16 protein-coding genes are annotated in these 22,389 nt (G+C 42.2%); 6 read left to right on the forward strand and 10 right to left on the reverse strand.

Annotated features, from left to right (window positions below; all coding sequences use genetic code 11):
* Positions 1-10: 10 nt before the first annotated feature.
* The gene (locus tag G9X62_RS00285; RefSeq protein WP_223130846.1) at positions 11-1,957 is read right to left on the reverse strand and encodes a putative porin; all 1,947 of its coding nucleotides are present in this window, start codon (positions 1,955-1,957) and stop codon (positions 11-13) included.
* Between the two features lie 9 nt (positions 1,958-1,966).
* Entirely contained in the window at positions 1,967-2,971 is a 1,005-nt protein-coding gene (lpxK, locus tag G9X62_RS00290; protein ID WP_223130847.1) for a tetraacyldisaccharide 4'-kinase, read from the reverse strand.
* Between the two features lie 68 nt (positions 2,972-3,039).
* On the opposite strand from lpxK, the gene G9X62_RS00295 reads away from it, so the two are divergent.
* A complete protein-coding gene (locus G9X62_RS00295; protein WP_223130848.1) occupies positions 3,040-4,089 on the forward strand; it encodes an o-succinylbenzoate synthase in 1,050 nt (349 codons plus the stop codon).
* Positions 4,090-4,106: 17 nt separating this feature from the next.
* Positions 4,107-4,505: a hypothetical protein gene (locus G9X62_RS00300; protein WP_261345521.1), complete on the forward strand. Its 399-nt coding sequence runs from the start codon at positions 4,107-4,109 to the stop codon at positions 4,503-4,505.
* Between the two features lie 29 nt (positions 4,506-4,534).
* On the opposite strand, the gene hemF is transcribed toward G9X62_RS00300, so the two are convergent.
* From hemF to G9X62_RS00315, 3 genes are read right to left on the reverse strand one after another with little or no spacing between them, the layout of a single operon-like run.
* Complete coding sequence (gene hemF / locus G9X62_RS00305; RefSeq protein ID WP_223130849.1) at positions 4,535-5,416, reverse strand: oxygen-dependent coproporphyrinogen oxidase; 882 nt, start codon at positions 5,414-5,416, stop codon at positions 4,535-4,537.
* Between the two features lies 1 nt (position 5,417).
* Positions 5,418-8,030, reverse strand: coding sequence for a transglycosylase domain-containing protein (locus G9X62_RS00310; protein WP_223130850.1), 2,613 nt, complete (start codon positions 8,028-8,030; stop codon positions 5,418-5,420).
* Between the two features lies 1 nt (position 8,031).
* On the reverse strand, positions 8,032-8,619 hold the full coding sequence (locus tag G9X62_RS00315; RefSeq protein ID WP_223130851.1) for a beta/alpha barrel domain-containing protein: 588 nt from the start codon (positions 8,617-8,619) through the stop codon (positions 8,032-8,034).
* A 107-nt stretch (positions 8,620-8,726) separates the two neighbouring features.
* Between G9X62_RS00315 and mnmA the strand changes: the two genes are divergently transcribed.
* A complete protein-coding gene (gene mnmA / locus G9X62_RS00320; protein WP_223130852.1) occupies positions 8,727-9,869 on the forward strand; it encodes a tRNA 2-thiouridine(34) synthase MnmA in 1,143 nt (380 codons plus the stop codon).
* Here mnmA and G9X62_RS00325 read toward each other — a convergent pair.
* The 3 genes from G9X62_RS00325 to G9X62_RS00335 are packed head-to-tail and all read right to left on the reverse strand — an operon-like array spanning position 9,862 to position 15,384.
* Entirely contained in the window at positions 9,862-10,377 is a 516-nt protein-coding gene (locus G9X62_RS00325) for a metallophosphoesterase family protein (RefSeq protein WP_223130853.1), read from the reverse strand. The genes mnmA and G9X62_RS00325 overlap by 8 nt on opposite strands.
* Positions 10,377-11,342, reverse strand: coding sequence for a zinc dependent phospholipase C family protein (locus G9X62_RS00330; RefSeq protein WP_223130854.1), 966 nt, complete (start codon positions 11,340-11,342; stop codon positions 10,377-10,379). The genes G9X62_RS00325 and G9X62_RS00330 overlap by 1 nt, the downstream gene beginning before the upstream one ends.
* A gap of 1 nt (position 11,343) precedes the next feature.
* Positions 11,344-15,384: a hybrid sensor histidine kinase/response regulator transcription factor gene (locus G9X62_RS00335; RefSeq protein ID WP_223130855.1), complete on the reverse strand. Its 4,041-nt coding sequence runs from the start codon at positions 15,382-15,384 to the stop codon at positions 11,344-11,346.
* Between the two features lie 150 nt (positions 15,385-15,534).
* Here G9X62_RS00335 and G9X62_RS00340 point away from each other — a divergent pair, with 150 nt between their 5' ends.
* Positions 15,535-16,557, forward strand: a complete 1,023-nt coding sequence (locus G9X62_RS00340; RefSeq protein ID WP_223130856.1) for a GntR family transcriptional regulator — start codon at positions 15,535-15,537, stop codon at positions 16,555-16,557.
* 31 nt (positions 16,558-16,588) lie between these two features.
* On the opposite strand, the gene queG is transcribed toward G9X62_RS00340, so the two are convergent.
* Positions 16,589-17,506 carry a tRNA epoxyqueuosine(34) reductase QueG gene (queG, locus tag G9X62_RS00345; protein WP_223130857.1) on the reverse strand — a complete coding sequence of 306 codons (918 nt, stop codon included), beginning with the start codon at positions 17,504-17,506 and terminating at the stop codon, positions 16,589-16,591.
* Between the two features lie 102 nt (positions 17,507-17,608).
* On the opposite strand from queG, the gene G9X62_RS00350 reads away from it, so the two are divergent.
* Both G9X62_RS00350 and dnaJ read left to right on the forward strand, forming a co-directional pair.
* Positions 17,609-18,118: a nucleotide exchange factor GrpE gene (locus G9X62_RS00350; protein ID WP_223130858.1), complete on the forward strand. Its 510-nt coding sequence runs from the start codon at positions 17,609-17,611 to the stop codon at positions 18,116-18,118.
* A gap of 6 nt (positions 18,119-18,124) precedes the next feature.
* The gene (dnaJ, locus tag G9X62_RS00355) at positions 18,125-19,285 is read left to right on the forward strand and encodes a molecular chaperone DnaJ (RefSeq protein WP_223130859.1); all 1,161 of its coding nucleotides are present in this window, start codon (positions 18,125-18,127) and stop codon (positions 19,283-19,285) included.
* Positions 19,286-19,407: 122 nt separating this feature from the next.
* Here the strand turns inward: dnaJ and G9X62_RS00360 are convergent, their stop codons facing one another.
* Positions 19,408-22,386, reverse strand: coding sequence for a DUF2723 domain-containing protein (locus tag G9X62_RS00360; RefSeq protein WP_223130860.1), 2,979 nt, complete (start codon positions 22,384-22,386; stop codon positions 19,408-19,410).
* Positions 22,387-22,389 lie beyond the last annotated feature (3 nt).

Below are 22,389 nucleotides of genomic sequence, written 5' to 3' on the forward strand. Positions count from 1 at the left end.
TTACTGTTTTTTAATCAAATAACAACCAACGAACACCATAACCGAAGGAACGAGCCATCGCCGGATGTAAGTAAGCGGTATAGTAATTCGAATTTAACAATCCTTGCGTTACATTCTGCATTTTAAAGAAAAGTCGAACTCGGTTAATACGTAAAGTCACATAGGCATCTGCCTGAACAAAAGCAGGGATTTCGTAGCGATCTTGCAGATGAAATTGCTGCATTGTAGGCATATACGCATCTGCAAAATAAGCTGATTGATGCTGTACATCCACGCCAAACTGCATATACAATAATTTCTTGTATTGCACATTCAGCGCAAAATTCGCATTGGCTACCAAGCTTGGCATTCTGATCACATCGGGTCCCGACTTTGTATTGGCTAAAACCAAAGCAGACCATTCGAAACGCTTAAACGTCCCTCCTGCTGAAAATCCTGTTCTAAATACGCCTATCGCATCAGTTACTTGTTTGGCGGTGGCCAAGGTATCAAAATAGGCATAATTCGCGATGCGTTGAATCGTAGCAGTTGGACGGAAATAAACATTTTTTGTATGTAGATCCAAAGTCCCAATCAATTCATCAAACAGGACATTATCAAATGATTGATTCCAACGAAAAGCAGCATTATAGGCCCAATTTTGAGCAATCGAAGGACTGATTGAGGTGCGACTAGCTTTTACTTGAAAGAAAGGAGATAGAAAGCTGGCCTGCAGGCGGTAATCGGAACCTACTAAATATTCCCCATCCGCTGTAAAGTCAATCTTGTCATTGAATTTTTGCTGCAAAAACAAACCCACATAGTTTTCCAAGCGGTTCTTTTGCAAACCTGCCATCGGGTTATTCACATCCCAATAGCGCTGTTTGAAATACGTTCGATAGGTAAAACCTCGAAATATTCCTTTTATACCTGTCTGATGCGCATAGGATTGCCATTGATTCTCATTATACAAGGAATCCGTTTGCGTTCCGTAATTCTTCGAATAAAATGATTTAGTCAGATTCGTCGCAAAATTCAAGTCCTTAAACTTCGCAGTCCGATTTTCTACGTCTACGCGCTGAAAGAATTGCAGTCCTTTAAAACCGATGAACTCGTGGTAAAAATGGAATTTGATAAAAGAATCATTTGACTGGACTCCTGAAGTGGCAAAAAATGCTCCGTTATCCGTGTAATTTAAAGCCGTAGTCGGATCTAAGCCATTCAACAACTGTAATCCTCCCTGGTCTTGAATTCCTTGATCAAAATAGTTTAAATGGGATAACAATCGATACCGGTTATTGCGCGTTCTGAAATTAGTCTGGAATAATACACCCCATTGCTCTGTCAATGCTTGATTCCCTGATTTGTATTTCGAATCGGTCAAAAATTTATCAGAAACCTGCCTCTGAATCTCAAAACCCATATTCCAAAGCGAATCTACATTTCGCGCGAACGTAAAATTCAGACGCGTTTGCCCTCCAGCCCCTAAATAATATTCAATATCAGAATAGGGAGATTTTGTTTGGTAATACTTTACCTCGTCAGTCGCAAAAGCATAGGGCATATAGGCATTATAGCCTAAATGCGTCCCTATTTGATCCGGTTTATGGATGAAGATATTCCGAACCGCCGTTCCTTCATTCCCTAAATGAGCCGTTAAAAAACCCGATCTCTCCTGAAATAAATAGCGGTGAAACAGGTGTAAACTTGTATCCACTGATTTTTTTGCTCCTCGGCCATTCAACACATCTTCTTCGTTAAAATAAGACATGGTTTGAGGGCCATACATCATTTTAGTGGAGTCGTCCAAAGCCGCACGCCCTGACTTCCCATTTGAAACGGGCTTAGGTGCATTCGGATCCTTGGGTGCCATCGGATCAGGGAAGGAATTCCGATCCCCTCCTGCTGACTGCAAAGTCTGCGCAAAAACGGGCGAAATACCCCATAAAACAAGAAGAACAATCAGTCTATACTTCACGCTACAAATTTAGTTTTTTCCCAACCAGTCCCAAAACTGTTCTTCCTGATCAATGAAATACATTTCCATTGGTAAATAATATAAGTGATTAGCCAGATTAGGCAATTGTGCTAATTCAGCCTTTAAACGCACATAATCCTTGTGAGTAGTCAAAAATCCCTCATCGCCTGCCATCATTTTGGCCTGCTGTTCTAACTCTAACAATTCAATCTCTGTAAACCGGTGGTGATCAGCATACATCACTTCTTCTTGAATTTGACCTAGGCTAGAGGCATACGTAAAAAATGGCTTGGGATCCGCTATACCCGCAAATAATGACCATTTACTCGGCAAGTATTCTCTTGGACCTACCGGTTTGCCATACCTTACACCCGTATAAAAGATCGGTTTCTCCTCCTTCGTATTCCGCAAAACGCCTTGAGCAAAATTCGATTTTTGTTCTTTCGTTAAAATACTTGGACAACGCGTAACAATCACCGCATCTGCTCGTTTTATACCTTTAGCAGACTCCCGTAAACGTCCCTGCGGCAGCAAAGAATCAGTATAAAAAGGCTGAGAGAAGGTAGAACAAACTAAATTTACGGAACCTTTTATCGAGCGATGCTGAAAGGCATCATCTAATAATAGCACATCCACTTCCGGCATCTGCTGAACTCCTTTCACCCGGTTTTCGCAAACCACTACAGACAGCTCGGGAAATACAGACTTATAGGCCAAAGGTTCATCCCCCACCTCTTCTGCTGTCGAATCCACTGTTACGTCCAAATAGCCCTTGGTTTTACGTCCATACCCACGACTTAAAATACCTAATCGATCGTCTCCGCGCCAGTTTTGGACCAAATAGGAAACTAAAGGACTCTTCCCTGTTCCACCTATAGACAGATTACCCACCACAATGATGCGCGGTTTATCAAAGGGGGTAGACGGCAAAATTCCCCAGTCATAGAGTTTATTCCGGACGTAAGTAATCAGGCCAAAAAGCAAGGAAGGAAGAAAGGTAATTATCTGCTTCATATAATAACCTTAAAGCTAAAAATAATACGGGAGGGCACAAAATCGAATAGAAAATAATAAATTGCAGGATGTCCAAAATCAGCCTCCGATTTATTCCGCACGAACTCCTATTTCATTTCGAAGCAGGAACATCGCGTGGCGTTTTAACGAAAAAAAAATCCTACTACGTGGAACTTTCGGACGGCGTTCGATGCGGCATTGGAGAAGCTGGACCCTTATTCGGATTAAGTCCTGAATTTTCGGATGATTGTGCCGCGGCTTTCGAAAAAGCATTAGAGCCTTTTCAAGGTTTGGCATTACCTGCAGACATCCAAGAATGGATTGCTGAAATCCCTTTTGAACAACCCTCCTTTCGTTTCGCCTTAGAAACAGCTTACCACGATTTAACCGCGCCATTTACAAACAAATTTGCCTTAGGTGAAAAATCCTTACCCATAAACGGACTCATCTGGATGGGAAGCGCCGAATTTATGCGTGAGCAAATTGAACAAAAATTAGCTCAAGGATATTCCTGTTTGAAACTCAAAATAGGTGCGATTGATTTTGAAACCGAGCTTTCGCTTTTGAAAAGCATTCGCTCTCGCTTTTCCGCAGAGCAATTAATTTTACGCGTAGACGCAAATGGCGCCTTTTCGCCTACTGAGGCACCCTATAAGCTAGAAAAATTAGCCGCTTACGACCTGCATTCCATCGAGCAACCCATCAAAGCTGGTCAGCCCGAAGAAATGCGAAAGCTCGTTGCTCATCAAATACTCCCCATCGCCTTAGATGAAGAATTGATAGGCATGCAAGATAAATCCATCGCTACATTCATCGACCCAGATTATATCATCTTAAAGCCCAGCTTTTTAGGAGGTATTCAGGCGACCCGGGATTGGATTAATTGGGCTACCGAAAAGGGAAAAGATTGGTGGATTACCTCTGCTTTGGAATCCAACATCGGCTTGCAAGCCATCGCGCAGTTAACGGGGGATTATGAAGTAAAAATTCCACAAGGCTTAGGAACTGGGCAACTCTACACGAATAATTTTGCCTCTGGATTATCGATCAAAAAAGGAAATATTCTTTTTGACCCTACATTTCCAAGGGAATCTCCGTTTCAGCCCCTATCTTTGTGAAAACAAATCCGTTTAGCATGAATACGATTGATGAGGCGATGATCGCCATCTTAGAAAAGCGATTAGAATTGAGCAAATTAAATTACTCAGATGATACTTACGATGATGTAGAGGAAATGCTACACGATTTGGAAGATGATTTCAATGAGAAATATGGAGATCAATTAGAAGACATTTTGGAGAAAGTGCATTTAAAGCACTGCCCAGAATCGGATGTTTTATTACCCACTGCCTATTTAGCGAAGAAATTCGTGGAAACGGCTGATGGAGAAATCGAAATTGGTAAAAAAGAAGGAGTTGAAGTAGAATGGATCGAAGATCCAGTTGCGAACGCTCGCTTGGTCTTGTTACCAGCTCCTACCCGCGTATTATTGATGACACCCAAGGGCATCGATATTGTCTGGGAAGCAGAATAAATTGAAAGGGGCTCAATGAGCCCCTTTTTTTATATCCAGTTGATACCTTTTTTCAATAGATCAAAAGTCTTCTGACCTTCCGGAAACACCTTCGGATCATACATATATTCCCAAGCCGCCATCGGAGGCAAACTCATCAAGATCGATTCCGTTCTTCCGTTCGTCTCTAAGCCAAATTTCGTTCCTCTGTCGTGTACTAGATTAAATTCAACGTAGCGTCCACGGCGAATGTATTGAAACTCTTTTTCCGCTTGCGTATACTCACGCGATGCGTTCAATCGCATCAAATGGCTGTAAATAGGCTCGAAAGATTCAGCCACGGCTTTGACAAACTCAAACACTGTTTCTTTATCTCCTTTGATATAATCAAAGAAAATCCCTCCAATTCCACGTGTCTCTTCGCGGTGTGGACTGTAGAAATAGTCGTCCGCCCAGGTTTTGTATTTCGGATAATAGCTCGAATCAAATTGATCACATACGGCTTTTAATTGCTCGTGAAACCACTTCGCTTGCTCTGGAATGATAATATGCGGCGTCAAATCAATACCACCACCAAACCAAAACTCCCCATTACTCAACTCAAAATACCGCACATTCATGTGAATGATGGGTACCCAGGGATTTTCTGGATGCATGACGATAGAAACTCCGGTGGCAAAGAATTCAACTTCTTCGGTCACGTTTAAGCTTGTTACCATCTTCGGATGCAGTGGTCCTTCGACAGCTGAGAAATTAACCCCTGCTTTTTCTAAAATACCTCCCTTAGCTAAAACACGTGACCTTCCACCACCGCCTTCTGCCCGAGTCCACTTGTCCTCTTGAAAAGATGCCACTCCATCTGTGGCAGCAATTCCGGCACAAATCCTGTCTTGTAAGCCTTGAAAATAGGCCGCAATATCGTGTTTATTCATTTTATTGAGGAGAACCCGTCGAATCTGACGCGGTCGCATTATCATCTAACAAAGCATTCATCGAATCCAATTCAGCATCAGATACTTGAAGCGAATCTGGCAAGGCATAAGAACCGTTTGAACAATCGAAATCCTTCTTCACCACGCGGCGATCCAGTTTTTCAAATGGCTGCGGACGGTATTGAGCTAACATCGGATCTTTGACCACTTTTATCATAAAGCGCTTAAAGATCGGCAAAGCTGTTTTCGAACCCTCCCCTAAAGCACCCGTCCTAAAGTGAATCGAACGATCATCGCCACCTACCCAAACACCAGAAATCAAATTATGTGACATACCTATAAACCAACCATCGGAATGGTTCGAAGTCGTACCTGTTTTACCGGCGAAAACGCGAGCATAGCGATTATCTTTGGGCAATAAAATATCGCCTTCCCCATACAACAAGGAGCTACCGGTTCCACTTTCGTGAATGACTCCCTCTAGCATGTAGCGAACTAATTGCGCTGATTCCTTTCGAATAACTTGTTCCATCGTAGGATCAAATCGCTGCAACACCTTTCCATTTTGATCTTGGATCTCTTGAACGAGCATAGGCTCCACATGCATACCTTCATTCACAAAGGCAGAATAAGCGCCTATCATCTCAAAAAGATTCACATCAAAAGAACCTAAACCAATCGAGGCCACCGCCTTTAAAGGACTCTTAATCCCCATTTTCTTAGCGTAATACATCACGGTATCCGCACCTACCTCATTCGTAAGACGAGCGGTAACCGAGTTAATACTTTGGGCTAATGCTCGCTTAATGGGCATTTCTCTACCAGAGAAACTTCCATTTGCATTACCTGGACGCCACATTTCCTTCTCTCCCTTCGCGTTCTCTACTTCGATTTCGAAAGGCTCATCACGCATCATATAACATGGCGAAAGATCCTTAGGTCCATCAATTGCAGAAGTATACACGAATGGTTTAAACGTCGATCCCGGTTGTCGACGACCTTGTTTAACATGATCGTATTTGAAATATTTAAAGTCCAAGCCACCCACCCAGGCCTTAATATGACCCGTAAATGGATCCATCGTCATCATACCTGCTTGCAAGAATTTCTTGTAATATTGAATAGAATCATAGGCACTCATCGTGCGCTTTTCTTCACCCATCGAGTTACGTGAATATACCCACATATCGCGCTTCACATCCTTCATGTAGTGTTTAACGGAGTCAGGGTTCTTGGGGAAACGGGCCGATAAGTACTTATAATATTCCGTACGTTTCGCTACCGTATCGATGAAACCAGGAATCTCTTGACCATTTTCACCTACCCAAGGGTTCTGGTTTGCCCAGTGATTATCAAAGTTCTTTTGCGTTGCACGCATCCCTTCTTCTACTGATTCTTCTGCATAAATCTGCATTTTGGAATCAATCGTCGTCACAATCTTTAGGCCATCCCGGTACAGATCTAATTCAATATCATTCTTTTCAGCCCACTCATTCAGGTATTTCGCCACAGCAACCTTGAAATAATTTCCCGTGCCATCATAAGGAGATTCCTCGTTTTCGCGCAACTCGATAGGCATGACAGAAAGTGAATCGTAATCAGCTTTGCGCAAGTATCCTGCCTTCACCATTTGGGCTAAAACGACATTACGACGCTTCCAGGCTTTGTTTTCTGCCAAAGGTTTTCCTTTATAACGCTTCGGATTATAGGTCGTCGTCGCTTTTTGCAAACCTACTAAAATAGCCGCTTCCTGTATATTTAAACTATCCGGAGTGGTATTGAAATAGGTCTTCGAAGCTACCTTAATTCCATAGGCATTATTGCCATAATCCACCGTGTTCAGATACCATAAAATGATCTCGTCTTTGGTATAAAATCGCTCTAATTTGATAGCCGTAACCCATTCTTTGGACTTATAGATTAACTTATTTAATCCCGGTATATAGCCCAACAGACCTGTCTTCACAAAGCCCTTCTTAGTTCTCGTTTTAAATAAATTCTTAGCTAATTGCTGTGAAATCGTACTTCCACCCCCACGATCACCTCCTTTGGCAATACCCACTAACACACCTGCCCAAGCTTGAAAATCAATTCCGGTATGCTCGTAAAAACGCGCATCTTCCGTCGCTACTAAGGCTTTCACTAAATAGGGAGAAATCTGATTGAAATCGCGAATAGGTGTTCTGTTTTCTGCAAAAAACTTACCAAGAAGTACCCCATCTGCAGAATAAATCTCAGAGGCTTGAGAAAGTTTAGGGTTCTGTAAGTCATCCACACTAGGCATTTCTCCCGTTAAAAAGAAGAAATTAGTCTCGATGACCAATAAATAAACCAACACAAAGAGAGCAGACTTTGCAAAGAACTTATATCCTTTTACAATGGGTTTGTAATAGGGAGTGGTTTTATCTACTTTGGAATCGTAATAGGCCTGCAATTTGCGTCCTTGCGTTTGAACAAAAACTTGCCCTAAAACTACATAGCCTACACAAATGCTGTAAATACGCTCACCTACTACTTTTTTGAAACCCGCTAACAATAACAAGCATAAAGCGGACACTTTCGCAGAAACGAACGCTTTTCCTTGAGCATATTTCTCTTTGATGTTTGCTAGCATATTAGTCAATTTCTAATTTTTCCAAGATACTCATTAAATCAGAAAAATCGCGAAAACCGGGACGGTCTTCTTTTCCTGCCATTAAACCAATTCCTTGGATCGAAGTTTGTTCCACCCATTCCTCTAAATCCTCTTCTGGAACGTCTAAACCTAAAATAATTGGATACTGTGCCGCCCAAATTTCAATCGAGGATTCCATTCCCTGCAAAGATTCTGGCCCCTCGCCCACTAATAAAAAGTGACTTACATAGGGCGCCGCGGAAGCAAATAAGGCAGGTAAATTATCTGTATCTATGTTTACACGAAGTATTTTGGGTAAAACAATGTCTTGAATAAGCACCAGATTCACTTTCGAATCAATCTCAATTGCGTCTGGTTGATGCGAAGCAACTAAGGCCTTTATTTCCTCCGGTTTCAATCCTGCATACTCGCCTACGATCTGAACACCAGCTAACCAGTTCCTAATCTCTGCAAATTTCTCTAAAGGCATCGCTAAAGGGAAACCCAACCATTCCACTCCCATTCCTGCACAGTAGCGCGCATCGGAGAGATTTTCAATCGAACTGACTTTAACTTTCGTTTTTAACATAGACGGTATTTGAATAATGAGCAAAAATACGCTTTGTACACGTATTTACAAAGATTAGCCGTAACTTGCAGTATAATTTCGTCAGGCATTGAACCTGAGCAGCAAATATGGAGAAAAAAGGACGCGTTTTAGTCGCTATGAGCGGCGGAATTGACAGCTCGGTCGCAGCTGTTTTGCTACACGAACAAGGTTATGAGGTCATCGGAATGACGATGAAAACCTGGGATTATGCCAGCTCTGGTGGCGATAAAAAGGAAACTGGCTGCTGTTCTTTGGATTCTATAAATGACGCACGTCACATCGCCGTTTCCCTCGGATTCCCCCACTACATTTTAGATATTAGAGAAGAATTCGGTGATTCGGTTATCGATTACTTCACGAATGAATACATCGAAGGTCGCACCCCTAATCCTTGCGTGATGTGTAATACGCATATTAAATGGGACGCTTTATTGCGTCGTGCTGATCAATTAGGCTGCGAATTTATTGCGACTGGACACTATGCACAGATTCGTCAAGAGAATGGCCGTCATATTATTTCCAAAGGCGTAGACGTTTTGAAGGACCAGAGTTATGTGCTTTGGGGCGTTTCACAAGAGAGTCTTGCCCGTACAATTTTACCTTTAGGTCATTTAACAAAAGCACGTATTCGTGAGATGGCGACAGAGCGTGGATTTGTGGATTTAGTGAATAAGTCGGAGAGTTACGAGATCTGCTTCGTACCGGATAACGATTACCGCGGATTCTTAAAAAGACGCGTTCCTGAATTAGAGGAGCAAGTAAAGGGCGGAAATTTCATCGATACAGAAGGAAAAATCATTGGTAAACACGAGGGTTATCCTTTTTATACGGTGGGCCAAAGAAAGGGACTCGGAAAGGCTTTCGGCTATCCAGCCTTTGTCATCGAAATTCGAAAAGAGACGAATGAAGTGGTGATTGGCAAAGTAGAGGACTTAAATCGCACGGGGATGTGGGTAGGTCAATTAAACCTACAAAAATACGATTCTATTCCTGCAGAAGGCATTGAAACCATCACCAAAGTGCGCTATAAAGATGCCGGAACCGCTGGACACATTGAACAAGTAGGCGATCGCATTAAAGTAGATTTCGCCTTTGATGTCTCCGGAATTGCTCCAGGTCAAGCTGCCGTATTTTACGAGGGCGATGATGTCGTGGGTGGTGGTTGGATCTTAAAGTCTTACCAAAAAGGTAGCGTCTTTGAAAACATCCAATCTTTCCAGACTACTTAATTTTCGTGTGAATGCGGGGCATTTGAATCAGCTCCATATCAAAAATCCGTTTGCCATCAATCTTGAATTGTAGCGCCGTTTGCTCGGAATGAAATCCGTGTTGTCCGGCAGCACCTGGATTTAAAAAGAGCATTTGATTGCGGTTTTGATCCCTTTTTACCTGTAATATGTGGGAATGACCACAGACAAAGATCATCGGTATTCCCATCGAAAAAGTCTCCAATGCATCGGGTTTATAGGACGAAGGCGCACCCGCAATATGCGTCATAGCGACCGTTACTTCCTCGCACGTAAATCGAGCGATTTTGGGAAACATATTACGAATTGTTCGATCATCGATATTCCCATACACGCCATACACAGGCTTCCCAAAACCCATGAGTGTATCCGCCACCGCAACAGAACCCCAATCTCCCCCATGCCAAATCTGATCACAAGCTTCCACGTGTGGAATCAAGCGCGGATCGAGGTAAGAATGGGTATCTGAAAGGACTAAAATCTGCTGCATTACTTATGTAAAGAAATCAATTTACCCGTTGAAATCAATGCTTCAGATTTCCACTGTGCCTTTTCAGCTTCAAATGCCGCTTTCTTATCTGTTGAAATATCCTTTGAAACCCAGGCAGGTGAACCTGCATCTCTCCAAGCAGAATACCAAAAGGACGCCACTCGATGAGAGGATTGAATCATGCGTGCATGTATCGAAGAACCTAACTTAGCACCATAGGCTTGAATAAATTCATCCGTGTAATAACGCTGTGTTTTACCATAACGCTCCACCATTTTGAATGACTTCTCCTCCCCCAAGGCCTGACGAACTTGCGTTTCTGCTTTAAACATATCCGGCAGCAACGCGTGTGACTCTAATAACACTTGGAAGATAAAATCCTGAGGTTTGGCAATATAAGATGCCGCTTGCGGTTGATACAAGGCATAATTCTTTAGCTGAGCTTCTGGAACAAGAGATTCCCACAGCACGTGCATCCCTTTTTGATTCGTTAATTGACCATCGTGATTCTTCGTGGTATGCAACGGAACGTGTGCATCTGATACATAATGGCCTAAATCAGCCGCATAAAATAAGACAGAATCACGCATCTCCTGCTTAAATGCATTGACTAAACGACCATAAACCCGATTTACCTCCCAAGGCACTAAACCTTCTTTACGTAAACTGTCAAAAGAATATTTCGCCACAGCTTGTTTAAAATCATGGGGGATGTCCGTCCGGTAATTAGGACCAAAAACGTTTGCATCCATATCCAAATAATGCTTCGAATCCTCGGTCTTGTCATCTTTACGGCGCACATCTGGGCGAATGGATTGCTGTACGATGTAGTCCTGATTGGCATAGAAAAACAAACCTAAATCTGCCGGCAAAGGGTAAATAGCGATCTGCTGAAGAGTTTTGTGAGCTAAAAAGCCCCAAGAAACCAAGAAACCACAGACAAGAACAAGGGATAATTTGCGCATATTATTTTTTAGTAAGGAATGTTTTAGGAGCGAATCCATATTGTTTTTTAAAGGCACGCGTGAAATAAGCTGGGTCATTAAATCCTACTTGGTAGGCAATTTCAGACACATTCAATTGACCTTTTTCTAATAGAAATCGAGCTTGTTGTAAACGAATCGAGCGAATAAATTCGTTTCCAGCCAGCGAAGTTAACATTTTCAATTTACGATACAGCTGCATTTTGCTCATATCCATTGCCTGCTCTAAATGCTCCACATCAAAATCTGCTTCTTCCAAATGGGAAATGACAACCTGTGTAGCTTTCGCTAAGAATTCATCTTCAAATACGACTTCCTTTTGCAAATCTTGATTCAGAACAGATTCCTGCCAGCTTTTGCGCAGACGCTCTTTCGCTTCTAGTAATTTAGCCACTCTTAATTCCAAAATATCCGCGTGGAATGGTTTGGATATAAAATCATCTGCACCAGACTGCATCCCTTCGATTTGGCTTTCTTGAGAGCTTTTAGAGGTCAATATAACGACAGGAATATGACTCGTCTTCGCATTTTTACGAATCGCTTTACACAAATTAACACCTGACATTCCCGGCATCATCCAATCCGTAATCACCACATCAGGCAAATAAGTCAAGGCCATTTCTAAGCCAGTCTCTCCTCTATCCGCCTCTATCACTTGGAAGGTTCCTTCAAAAATCTCGCGTATAAAGGCCCGCATTTCGGTGTGATCTTCTACAATTAATAAAATCTGTTTCTCTTGCTGAATAGTAACCACTCTTTCACTCATTGACTCAGAAGCTACAGGAAAAGCTCCTGATTTTACCCACGCCGGATCAAAGGCCTCCAGCGTAACAGGGAAATGGATTTTAAAGTCAGAACCCGCACCAAGATCACTTTGGACCTCAATTGAACCTCTGTGCACCTCCATCAATTCTTTACAAAGAGAAAGACCTACTCCCGTTCCCACGCGATCCACTTTCTCAGGAATTTGGTAAAAGCGGTCGAAAATATGCTGAATATGTTCCACACTAATTCCCTTTCCCGTATCAGAAACGTGAATCGAAACGCGTTTAATGGAATCTGTTGTGCCTTGGTAAACCTTATGCAATTCCAACCGAATACCAATGATTCCTTCCTCTGGAGTGAATTTAAAGGCATTCGATAATAGATTCGTGACACATTTTTCGATGATATCAGCATCGTAGTACACGAATAAAGATTCCACCGGAGCATCCCACTTCAATTTAATCTGCTTTTGTTGAGCATAGGCATCGAAGCTTTGTTTGATCGAATGCAATTGGCGAATCAAATCGTGCTTCTCCACGACGGGCTGGACGTTTCCGGATTCGATTTTGGACAAATCAAGCAGCTGATTGATGAGTCTTAGTAGTTTTTGGGCATTTTGGTAAATCGAATTAATCTTCGTCTTTTGGTCTTTATTCAGGCTCGCATTCGAAATAAAATATTTTTCTAATGGACTAGTAATAAGGGTCAATGGCGTCCGCAATTCGTGAGAGATGTTCGTAAAGAAATGCGTCTTCACCTGCTCTAATTCCTGAATACGTTCCTTCTCGATCTCCTTTAAACGCAAATCCGTCCTAAAGGCCTCACGCACTCGAACCTCGCGAATAAAGGCATAAATAATCGCCAATAACGTAATTGCATAAAGTAGATAAGCCCACCAGGTGCGGTACCAAGGTGGCAATACGGTGATCTTTAACACATAGGGTTTTTCTGCCCAAATACCATCCGAATTACTCGCCTTCACCTTGAAAGTATAATCCCCCGGACTCAAGTTAGTATAGGTCACAGAACGCTGTGTTCCTACAAGATTCCACTCCTTCTCAAAGCCTTCTAAGTAATAGGCATAGCGGTTGTTTTTAGGCCTCTGGTATTCTAAAGCCACAAAGTCCAAACTAAATACCGATTGATCCGGCTGCAATACGAGGTGTTTCGTGGACAAGATATCGTAGGTCAGTGGAGAATTTTCTTCTCCCGCTTCTACCTCCTTGTTAAAGATTTTGAGTTTCGTAAAATAGACCGGAGGCACATCTAATCGCATTCGCAAACTATCCGATTTCAAGTAATTCAGACCATTTACACCGCCAAAAAACAACCAGTTTTGGCTATTCTTCGCAATCGCATTCGTCATAAATTCCTTTCCTTGCAATCCATCCGCTTCTTCGAAATTGACAAATTGCAATGTCCTTCCATCCATCTTCGATATCCCGCCATTGGTGGTGAACCACAAATCCCCTTTGGCATCCTCCACCATTCCCCGTAACGAATTACTTCCTAACCCATTATTTACTGTATAGACTTTAAACCCTTTATCAGAGCCCAGGTATTGATTCAAACCTCCACCCTGCGTCATCACCCAAATCCGTTTCTGCCGATCTTGGTAAATTTTATTCACGTGATTATAACTCAAAGCTCCCGATTCCACCGATTTCACATAATGCCGTAATTTCCCCGTGTTCAATTCCAACACATACAAGCCAAAACCCACGGTACCCACCCAAACCTCATTTCCATTCAAAACCCGAATAGCCGCAATGGATTTATTCAAGAAATTAACCTTACCTAAATCCACAAAGGGTACCCGGTATTGTTTGGTCAATGGATTAAAAGCGACCACACCCATTCCTGCCGTTCCTAATAGAAACTCCCCATTAAAGGATTCTAATGTATTAAAATTGGCCTCTCTAATTCCGGGTTTGAAAGGGAAATCCTTCAGCTGGTGGTCTTTGGTAAATAAATTAATCCCCTTACCCCATAAACCTACCCAAACCCCACCATCACCTGAAGGATGGATAAAGTTCACATCGTAAGTCTCTGTGGAGTTCAACTTGTTACTGGAAGCACTTTGGAGATAATGTGTTACCTGACCTGATTTATGATTGAAATAGGATAAACCCACATTGCTTCCTACCCAAACCCCTTTGTTGCCATCTGCTAGCAACGTACTTACCTTATTACTGAGTAATCCTTGCAGGGTATTGGGTTTATAGCGGAGGACGGCGAAGCGCGGCTTTTGGAAAAAAGAAATATTTAATCCTGCTTCCCAAGTACCCACCCAGGTGTTTTGATTCGCATCCGTAAAAAGACTCATCACGGAATTAGAAGATAGCCCTAATTCTGGATCGGGATTTGAAGGGATATTGGTGTAGGATTTAAAATCTTCTTCATTCAGCTTATAAACCCCATTATCCGTCCCTATCCAGAGATTTTGTAGCGCGTCTTTGGCAATTGAAGTCACAATATTTTGACGGGACAAAGGGTCAGAAGCTTGGTAGAAAACGACCTTGAATTGCTGGGTCTTTGGCGTGAATCGATAAATACCCCGACCATCCGTTCCTACTAAAATATCCCCATTTTTCGTTTCAAAAAGTGCGCGCACCCGGTAATTATTCGCCCCAAATTGATAGGGAATATAACTGTGTGCATTCAACTGAGATACTAAATACCCTGTCCGCGTTCCCATCCAAACCGTACCCGAAGAATGCTTGTACAGACGAGCTACTTCCTTCACTAGCGGATTATTCCACTCAGATTCAGCCTTGATGAGTTGATTCGTACGAATATCATAGACCAAATAACCCAGCCCTAAAACAGCCACACCCATTCTGCCTTTACCGATATTGAGAATACTTGGGATATTGGAATTGGACAAATCTTGCCCGGTTGGACCTTTCGTGAAGCGCGTTATTTTACCCGTGGCTAATTCGATCTTATTCAATCCTGAATTACGTGTTCCCACCCATAAATTACCTTCATCGTCTTCGGCTACCGTAAAGATTTCACTCCCGCTCAGGGTTTTGGGATCACTCGGATCATTGCGGTAAATCTTGAAATTATGGCCATCGTAGCGATTCAAACCGTCGCCCGTCGCAAACCAAAGAAAGCCTTTCTTGTCTTGGATGATTTTATAAACCGAACTTTGGGATAATCCTGAGGCCGTACTTAATCGTTCATAACGCGTCTGCTTTTGAGCCTGAAGACTCAAAACGCTGCACAAGGCCAAGAAGAAAAATAGTCTTTTCATTTGAATCTTAAAATTAGGGAATATTACCAGGAAATTGGACGGATTTATCCTGAAATACGTATTTGCAAGAATTGTCCTCGAATTTGAAAGATTCGTCCTATGCAACACCATGCCATCACTGTAATTTTGGAATAAGAATTTTTCTTCGATATGAATAAAACATTTGTTTCATTTAACGTAAAGAATTCAGGAAATAAACTTCCTAAATACCAGCAATTAGTGAATTCACTTTTGCAGGATATTGAGATGGGAGAATTAAAACCTGGCGAGCGATTGCCTTCCATTAATGAGGCTTCGGAAGAATGCTACCTTTCCCGCGACACCGTGGAAAGAGCCTACACCGAATTACATAAAATGGGTGCGATCACGTCCATTTTCCGCAAAGGTTATTTCATCTCTGAATCGAGCTTGAAGGTAAAGACGAAAGTCCTTTTCCTGATCGGTCGGATGACAGAAACAAACCAAACCTTGTACAATGCGTTTCTCGATCATTTTGGCAAAAATGTGATGGTGGATATTTATACCTACCAATACAAGCCGAGAGAGTTTAAAGAAATCATTGGCCAACAATTAGGCAATTACCATTACTACCTGATTCAACCCCATTTAATCGATGAGGATGAAGAAACGGTGAAGATTTTACAGAAAATAGCGGGGGATCGCTTGATTTTATTGGACCAAAACTTCGGAACCATCCGTCACTCCAGTCTCATCTGTCCACCTAACCCATCGCTAAAAAAGATTTTTAATACCCAACTAAACCTGTTTAATAAGTACCGCAGTCTTAATTTAGTTTTGAGCGAAGACGAATACTTCGATCCTGAATTAATCAATGCGTGTAGTGAATTCTGCGAAGCGAATTCATTGAAATTCCAAGTATTAGATGGCCTAGAAGAGGACGATTTTCAACAAAAGGAAATTTATTTCACTTTGTCAGATACCGATCTTTTCCAGGCTATCAAATACGCGGAGAAAAAGAACTGGACTTTAGGTAAAGATATTGGCATCATTTCCTTGAATGATCATCCCTTTAAGGAAATAATAGCCGGAGGAATCACGGTGGTGAGTACTCATCCGGAGAAGTTAGGCCAAAAAGCGGCCGAAATGATCCTCAACAATCAAAAGACGGTAGAGGTCATCGAACCTAGCCTGATTATACGACTATCACTTTAGGGTTTTATTTTGCTTGAAAAGGGCCGTGGATTCACGGCCACTTTTTTTTCACGTAATCGATGTTTCGTTGAAGGCCATTCAACTTCGTTCGCTTGATCGCAGAATACTGAAAAAGGGTTTGAAATACTTCCTCAGACAAGCCTTCCCAATCCACATCTTGTAGATTCGAATCAAATCTCGGTTCATTATGTGGCTTAGAGAATCGATTCCAAGGACACACATCTTGGCAAATATCACAGCCAAAAATCCAGTTTTGAAAATCCCCTTGCAAACTTGCCGGCATTTGGTCTTTTAACTCGATCGTAAAATAGGAAATACATTTGCTTCCATCCACCACATAAGGTGTAATAGCCTCTGTAGGACAAGCGTCAATGCAACGCGTACAGGTGCCACAAAAATCCTTTATAGGACCATCTGGAATTGCCTTCAAATCAATTAGGAGCTCTGCTAGGAAATAAAAACTCCCCTTCTTGGGAATAATCAAATTCGCATTCTTCCCTATCCAACCCAAACCAGACTTCTTCGCCCACGCTTTTTCTAACACAGGTGCAGAATCGACAAACATCCTCCCCGAAAACTCCCCTACCTCATTCTGCAAAGCATCCCATAACTCTTGCATCTTGTCTTTGATGACCCGGTGGTAATCTTCCCCATAGGCATACTTAGAAATCTTAAATGGATTGGCTCGAATTTCTTCCGCCGGAAAATAATTGTAGACTAGAGAAACGACGGTTTGGCAACCGTCCACCAGCTTTCTAGGATCAAGACGTTTATCGAAATGATTCGCCATATAGGCCATTTCTCCGTGTTGATTTGAGTTCAACCAAGCTTCTAAACGCGGCGCTTCTTCCTCCAAGAATCCTGCTTCAGAAATTCCACAAAAGGCAAAACCATACTGCTGTGCTTTGGCCTTAATTAAACGAGAAATTTCTGCTGGACTTTTTGACATTTGTTTAAAATTACGAAGGTCATTTCATTTATGCCAAAGTGTCAGAAAATTGTTTTTGGTATTGAATTTGTAAAGGGAAGAACGCAATCGTAATTTTGTACCATGAAAAAGAAAGAAAACGAACAAACGCCTGAGGAAGAAATTATCAATCAAACAGAAGAAACAAGCCCTGAAACGGAAGAAACAGCTCCCATCGATGAATTAGCGGAGATGAAGGAGAAATACCTTCGCCTGTATTCAGACTTCGAAAATTTCCGTAAACGTACGGCTAAAGAGAAAATAGAACTCATCCAAACCGCATCGGAACGTTTAATCGTTGACTTATTACCTGTCATAGATGACTATGAGCGTGCTTTGGCTAACGCACCCGAAGGAGAAATCTCCGAAGGAACGCAATTAATCTTCACTAAAATTGGTAACATTTTACAATCCAAAGGGTTGAAAGAATTACCGGCTAAAGGCGAAGTATTCGACGCAGAAATCCATGATTGCATTACGCAATTCCCAGCCCCATCTGAAGAGGAAAAAGGCAAAGTGGTCGAAGTTGTTGAGAAAGGATATACATTGAATGAAAAGGTCATCCGCTTTGCGAAAGTGGTGGTTGGAAATTAATAGATAATGGCGCAAAAAAGAGATTATTACGAGATATTAGGAGTTTCTAAATCCGCATCGGAAGACGAGATCAAGAAGGCATACCGCAAAATGGCGGTGAAATACCATCCAGATAAGAATCCTGATAATAAGGAGGCAGAGGAGAAATTCAAAGAAGCAGCGGAAGCCTATGAAGTGTTAAGCAATTCCCAAAAGAAAGCGCAATACGACCGTTTCGGTCACGCTGGAATGGGTGGCGCAGCTGGCGGTGGTTTTGGCGGTGGCGGAATGAACATGGAGGATATCTTCTCGCAATTTGGAGATATTTTCGGTGGTGGAGATGATAGCCCATTCGGTAGCTTCTTTAACCAAGGTCGTGGCGGCGGAAGACGTCAGCGCAAAGGAACCGACCTGCGTATCAAACTCAAATTGAATTTAGAGGAGATCGCAAACGGTGTTGAAAAGAAAATCAAGGTAAAGCGCCACGTCGCTTGTAAATCATGCTCCGGTAACGGATCTAAAAACGGAACAGACTTAAAAACCTGTGGCACTTGCCAAGGTTCAGGTCAAGTACGTCAAGTACAACAAACGATGCTAGGCCAAATGGTCACTTCTTCTACCTGCCCTCATTGTAATGGTGAAGGTAAATCCGTAGGAGCAAAATGTGGCGATTGCTTTGGTGAAGGACGCGTATTAGAAGAAGAAATCATCCCGATCAAAATCCCAGCTGGCGTTTCAAACGATATGCAGCTGTCGATGTCTGGAAAAGGAAACGTTCCCCCTCGTGGTGGCGTAGCCGGTGATTTGTTAATCGTCATTGAAGAAGAAGCACACGATCTATTGCACCGCGACGGAAACAACGTGATCTACGATCTTTACGTCAACTTTGTGGATGCTGCCTTAGGTACCTCCGTAGAAGTTCCTACCATCAGTGGAAAAGCAAAGATCACCTTAGACGCTGGAACCCAAAGTGGTAAAATTCTCCGCTTAAAAGGCAAAGGGATCAAAGAACTAAACGGATACTCGATCGGCGATCAATTAGTGCACGTGAACATTTGGACACCTAAGCAAGTGAGCAAAGAGGAAACCGAATTATTAGAAAAATTACGTGACTCCCCTAACTTCGCCCCACAACCTGGGAAATCGGAGAAAGGATTCTTTCATAAGGTGAGGGATATGTTTTCGTAGAGTATAGATAATAGAGTAGAGAGATGAGATTTATTACTTCGGACTCATTTCCTCCGGACTTACCTATCTGATACTAACAAAAAAGGGGCGAATGCCCCTTTTTTGTTATCCATATCTACACTCTACTGCAACCTACCTAACTGCTTATTAAACTTCGCCTCTAGGGCCTGGTATTTCGCAGGGCTCACTTTCGAAGCTTTCAAAGCAGAAACGACTAAGTTCATTTCGTAGATAGCTATTTGTACATCTCGTTCATGAGATGAATAGCGACCATCTAAATAGTAATCTAATAATTGATCATCGCGATCTACTATTCTTTTAGCGATTTTAAGGGCAGATTGAGCATCGCCAACAGCTACATATAATTCCACCATAGAAGCAGAGAATTGATCGTAAGGAATGACCTTATCAGGCATTTTTTGGTCTAGATAATCCAAGACCTTTTTCGCATTTGCGTAATTTCCTTCGCGGACTAATTGATCCGCTAAACGATACACACTTAAGCGAGCTGTTACTGATGGAATTCCTAAGTAGAAATCACCATGGTAATAGATCTTGTCGTTATCCAAACCTCTCCAATACATCTTTTTCAAAATGTTGTCAGACATAATCTGTGTATTTACATAACCATCATTCGCGCCAGGAATCTTGAAAGGCATCAAACGATAAGCGTAGCCTTCTAGTTGCATTGATTCCTTTAAACCTAAATATTGGTCATTCGGCAACGTGGACGCAAAATAGATCGGACGTTTCCAGCCTGAGACTGCGTTGTTTGAGATAATCTCTAATTGAATCAATTCCCCTTTGTAGATGTTGTGTGATGGTAATTTCCAACCCAGCGCTGGTGACATATAAGGAACAAATTGTTTAGGGAACCAATTTGTTTTAGCCACAGCAGCAATATCTACTGGAATCACCACCGAATCCGTTGGCAAGGTGTTGATCGTTTCACCTAATTGTGTTTGCTCCTGGATAGATGGGCTGTCTTTGTGCAATAGGTCCAAATAGTCCGGTAAAGACATCGCAGTCAAACCTTCTTTTGGATTGAATAAAATCTGGTCATTTACCCCTTCCATTAACTGATCCTTCGATAAAAGAATCGGTAAAGGCTGAGATTCATACGTCTTGCGCTTCATTTGATCGATGTACCAGTCTGTTCCTAATAGAGACAAGTTACACACGCGAACGTCCGTTCTGAATCCTTCGACTTCTTGTACGTACCAAAGTGGGAACGTATCATTGTCCCCTCCCGTAAATAGAATGGCGTTAGGAGCGCAGGAATTCAAGAGATTTTTGGCAAAATCGATTTGGTGCACACGACCGCTTCTATCGTGGTCATCCCAGTTTTGTTGGGCCAAAATCGCAGGAGCCGTTAAACCTAATAGAGCAGCAATCGCCCATTTGGCCTTATCTGCTTTCACAAACTTCTGAATAAACTCTAGTATTTGCATCACCGCAAATCCCGCCCAAATCGACATAAAGTAGAATGAACCTACGAAGATGTAATCACGCTCACGCGGTTCTGTAGGCGGTGAATTCAGGTAAACCGTTAACGCCACACCTGTTAAAACAAACATCAAAATCGTCACCAAAAGGTCCTTATCGTTCTTGCGAAGCATATAGAAGAATCCTAATAACACGAAGATGATCGGTAGGAAGAAGTAATTATTGCGGGCCTTATTGTTGCGTAAAATGTCCGGTAATTTCGACGTATCCTCAAATGTATTGATCGCCCAAGCATCTTGGAAATCGCTTTCGCGACCCACGAAATTCCACAGTAAATAGCGCATGTACATATGCCCTAATTGATGCGTAAATAGGAATTCTAGGTTCTTGCCAAAGCTTGGCTTCTCCCCTGCAGGAATTCCTAACATTTCCTGGTATAATTTCACGTGATTCGCTTGATTTGAATAGACACGTGGTAATAACATCATTTGGGTCTTGTCGTATTCATACACCGGTTTCTTCGTGTATTCTACGTATTTCCCATCCTTCATTTTATAGATAGGCGTCTCAGCACCCTCTTTGTAACCCGTTACTTCAGCGGTATAAACAGGTCCGTAAATCAACGATCGCTCGCCATATTGCTCACGTTTCAAGTACTTCAAGAAGTTCAAGATGTTGCTCGGATCATTCTCATTAATAGGCGTGTTATAACCTGAACGCACTAAAGCAACCGTGTAAGTTGAATAACCGATTAACAAGAAGACGAATGAGAATAGGGCTACGTTGAGTACTTCCTTTCCTTTGGCATACGAATAACGAATCCCAAAAACCACCGCAGCAATCAGTAGAATCAAGAAAACGATCGCACCAGAGCCATAAGAGAAGCCCAAGGTATTCACGAAAGTCAACTCAAATTGGAAAGCCAAACTAGGCAAACCTGGAATGATTCCCGCATTAATAATACCTAAAATGAAGAGCGCAGCTAAGATCGAAATCACTCCACCCGTTAACGTAGGTTTCTCATAGCGTTTGAAATAATACAATAAACCTAACGCCGGAAGCGTCACTAAATTCAATAAGTGGACCCCAATCGATAATCCCACTAAATAGGCAATGAATAAAATCCAACGATTCGATTCCGCTCTATCCTCTACTAATTCCCACTTAAACGCCGCCCAAACCACGATTGCAGTAAAGAAAGACGACATCGCATATACTTCGGCTTCCACTGCTGAGAACCAAAAAGTATCAGAAAACGTGTAAATCAACGATCCTACCACGCCTGACGCCAATAAACCAAAGCGCTCATTCGAGTTAAGATCTTCAAACGACTTATTAATCATCTTGCGACCAATCATCACAATCGTCCAATGCAAGAATAAAATAGTCAATGCACTACTGACAACGGACATCATATTTACCCAATAAGCCACTTTCGTCACATCGCCTAAAGCTAGCAAAGAGAACATACGCCCTAATAAAAGGAATAAAGGCGCCCCTGGAGGGTGAGGTACTTGTAATTTGTAGGCACAGGCGATAAACTCACCACAGTCCCAAAAAGAGGCCGTAGGTTCCACCGTCAAGGTATACGTAATCAAGGCAATGAAGAAAACTCCCCAGCCTGTCCAATTATTTACTTTTTTAAAACTCCACATAGG

It is taken from the genome of Aquirufa lenticrescens (assembly GCF_019916085.1).
Classification (GTDB): Bacteria; Bacteroidota; Bacteroidia; order Cytophagales; family Spirosomataceae; genus Aquirufa; species Aquirufa lenticrescens.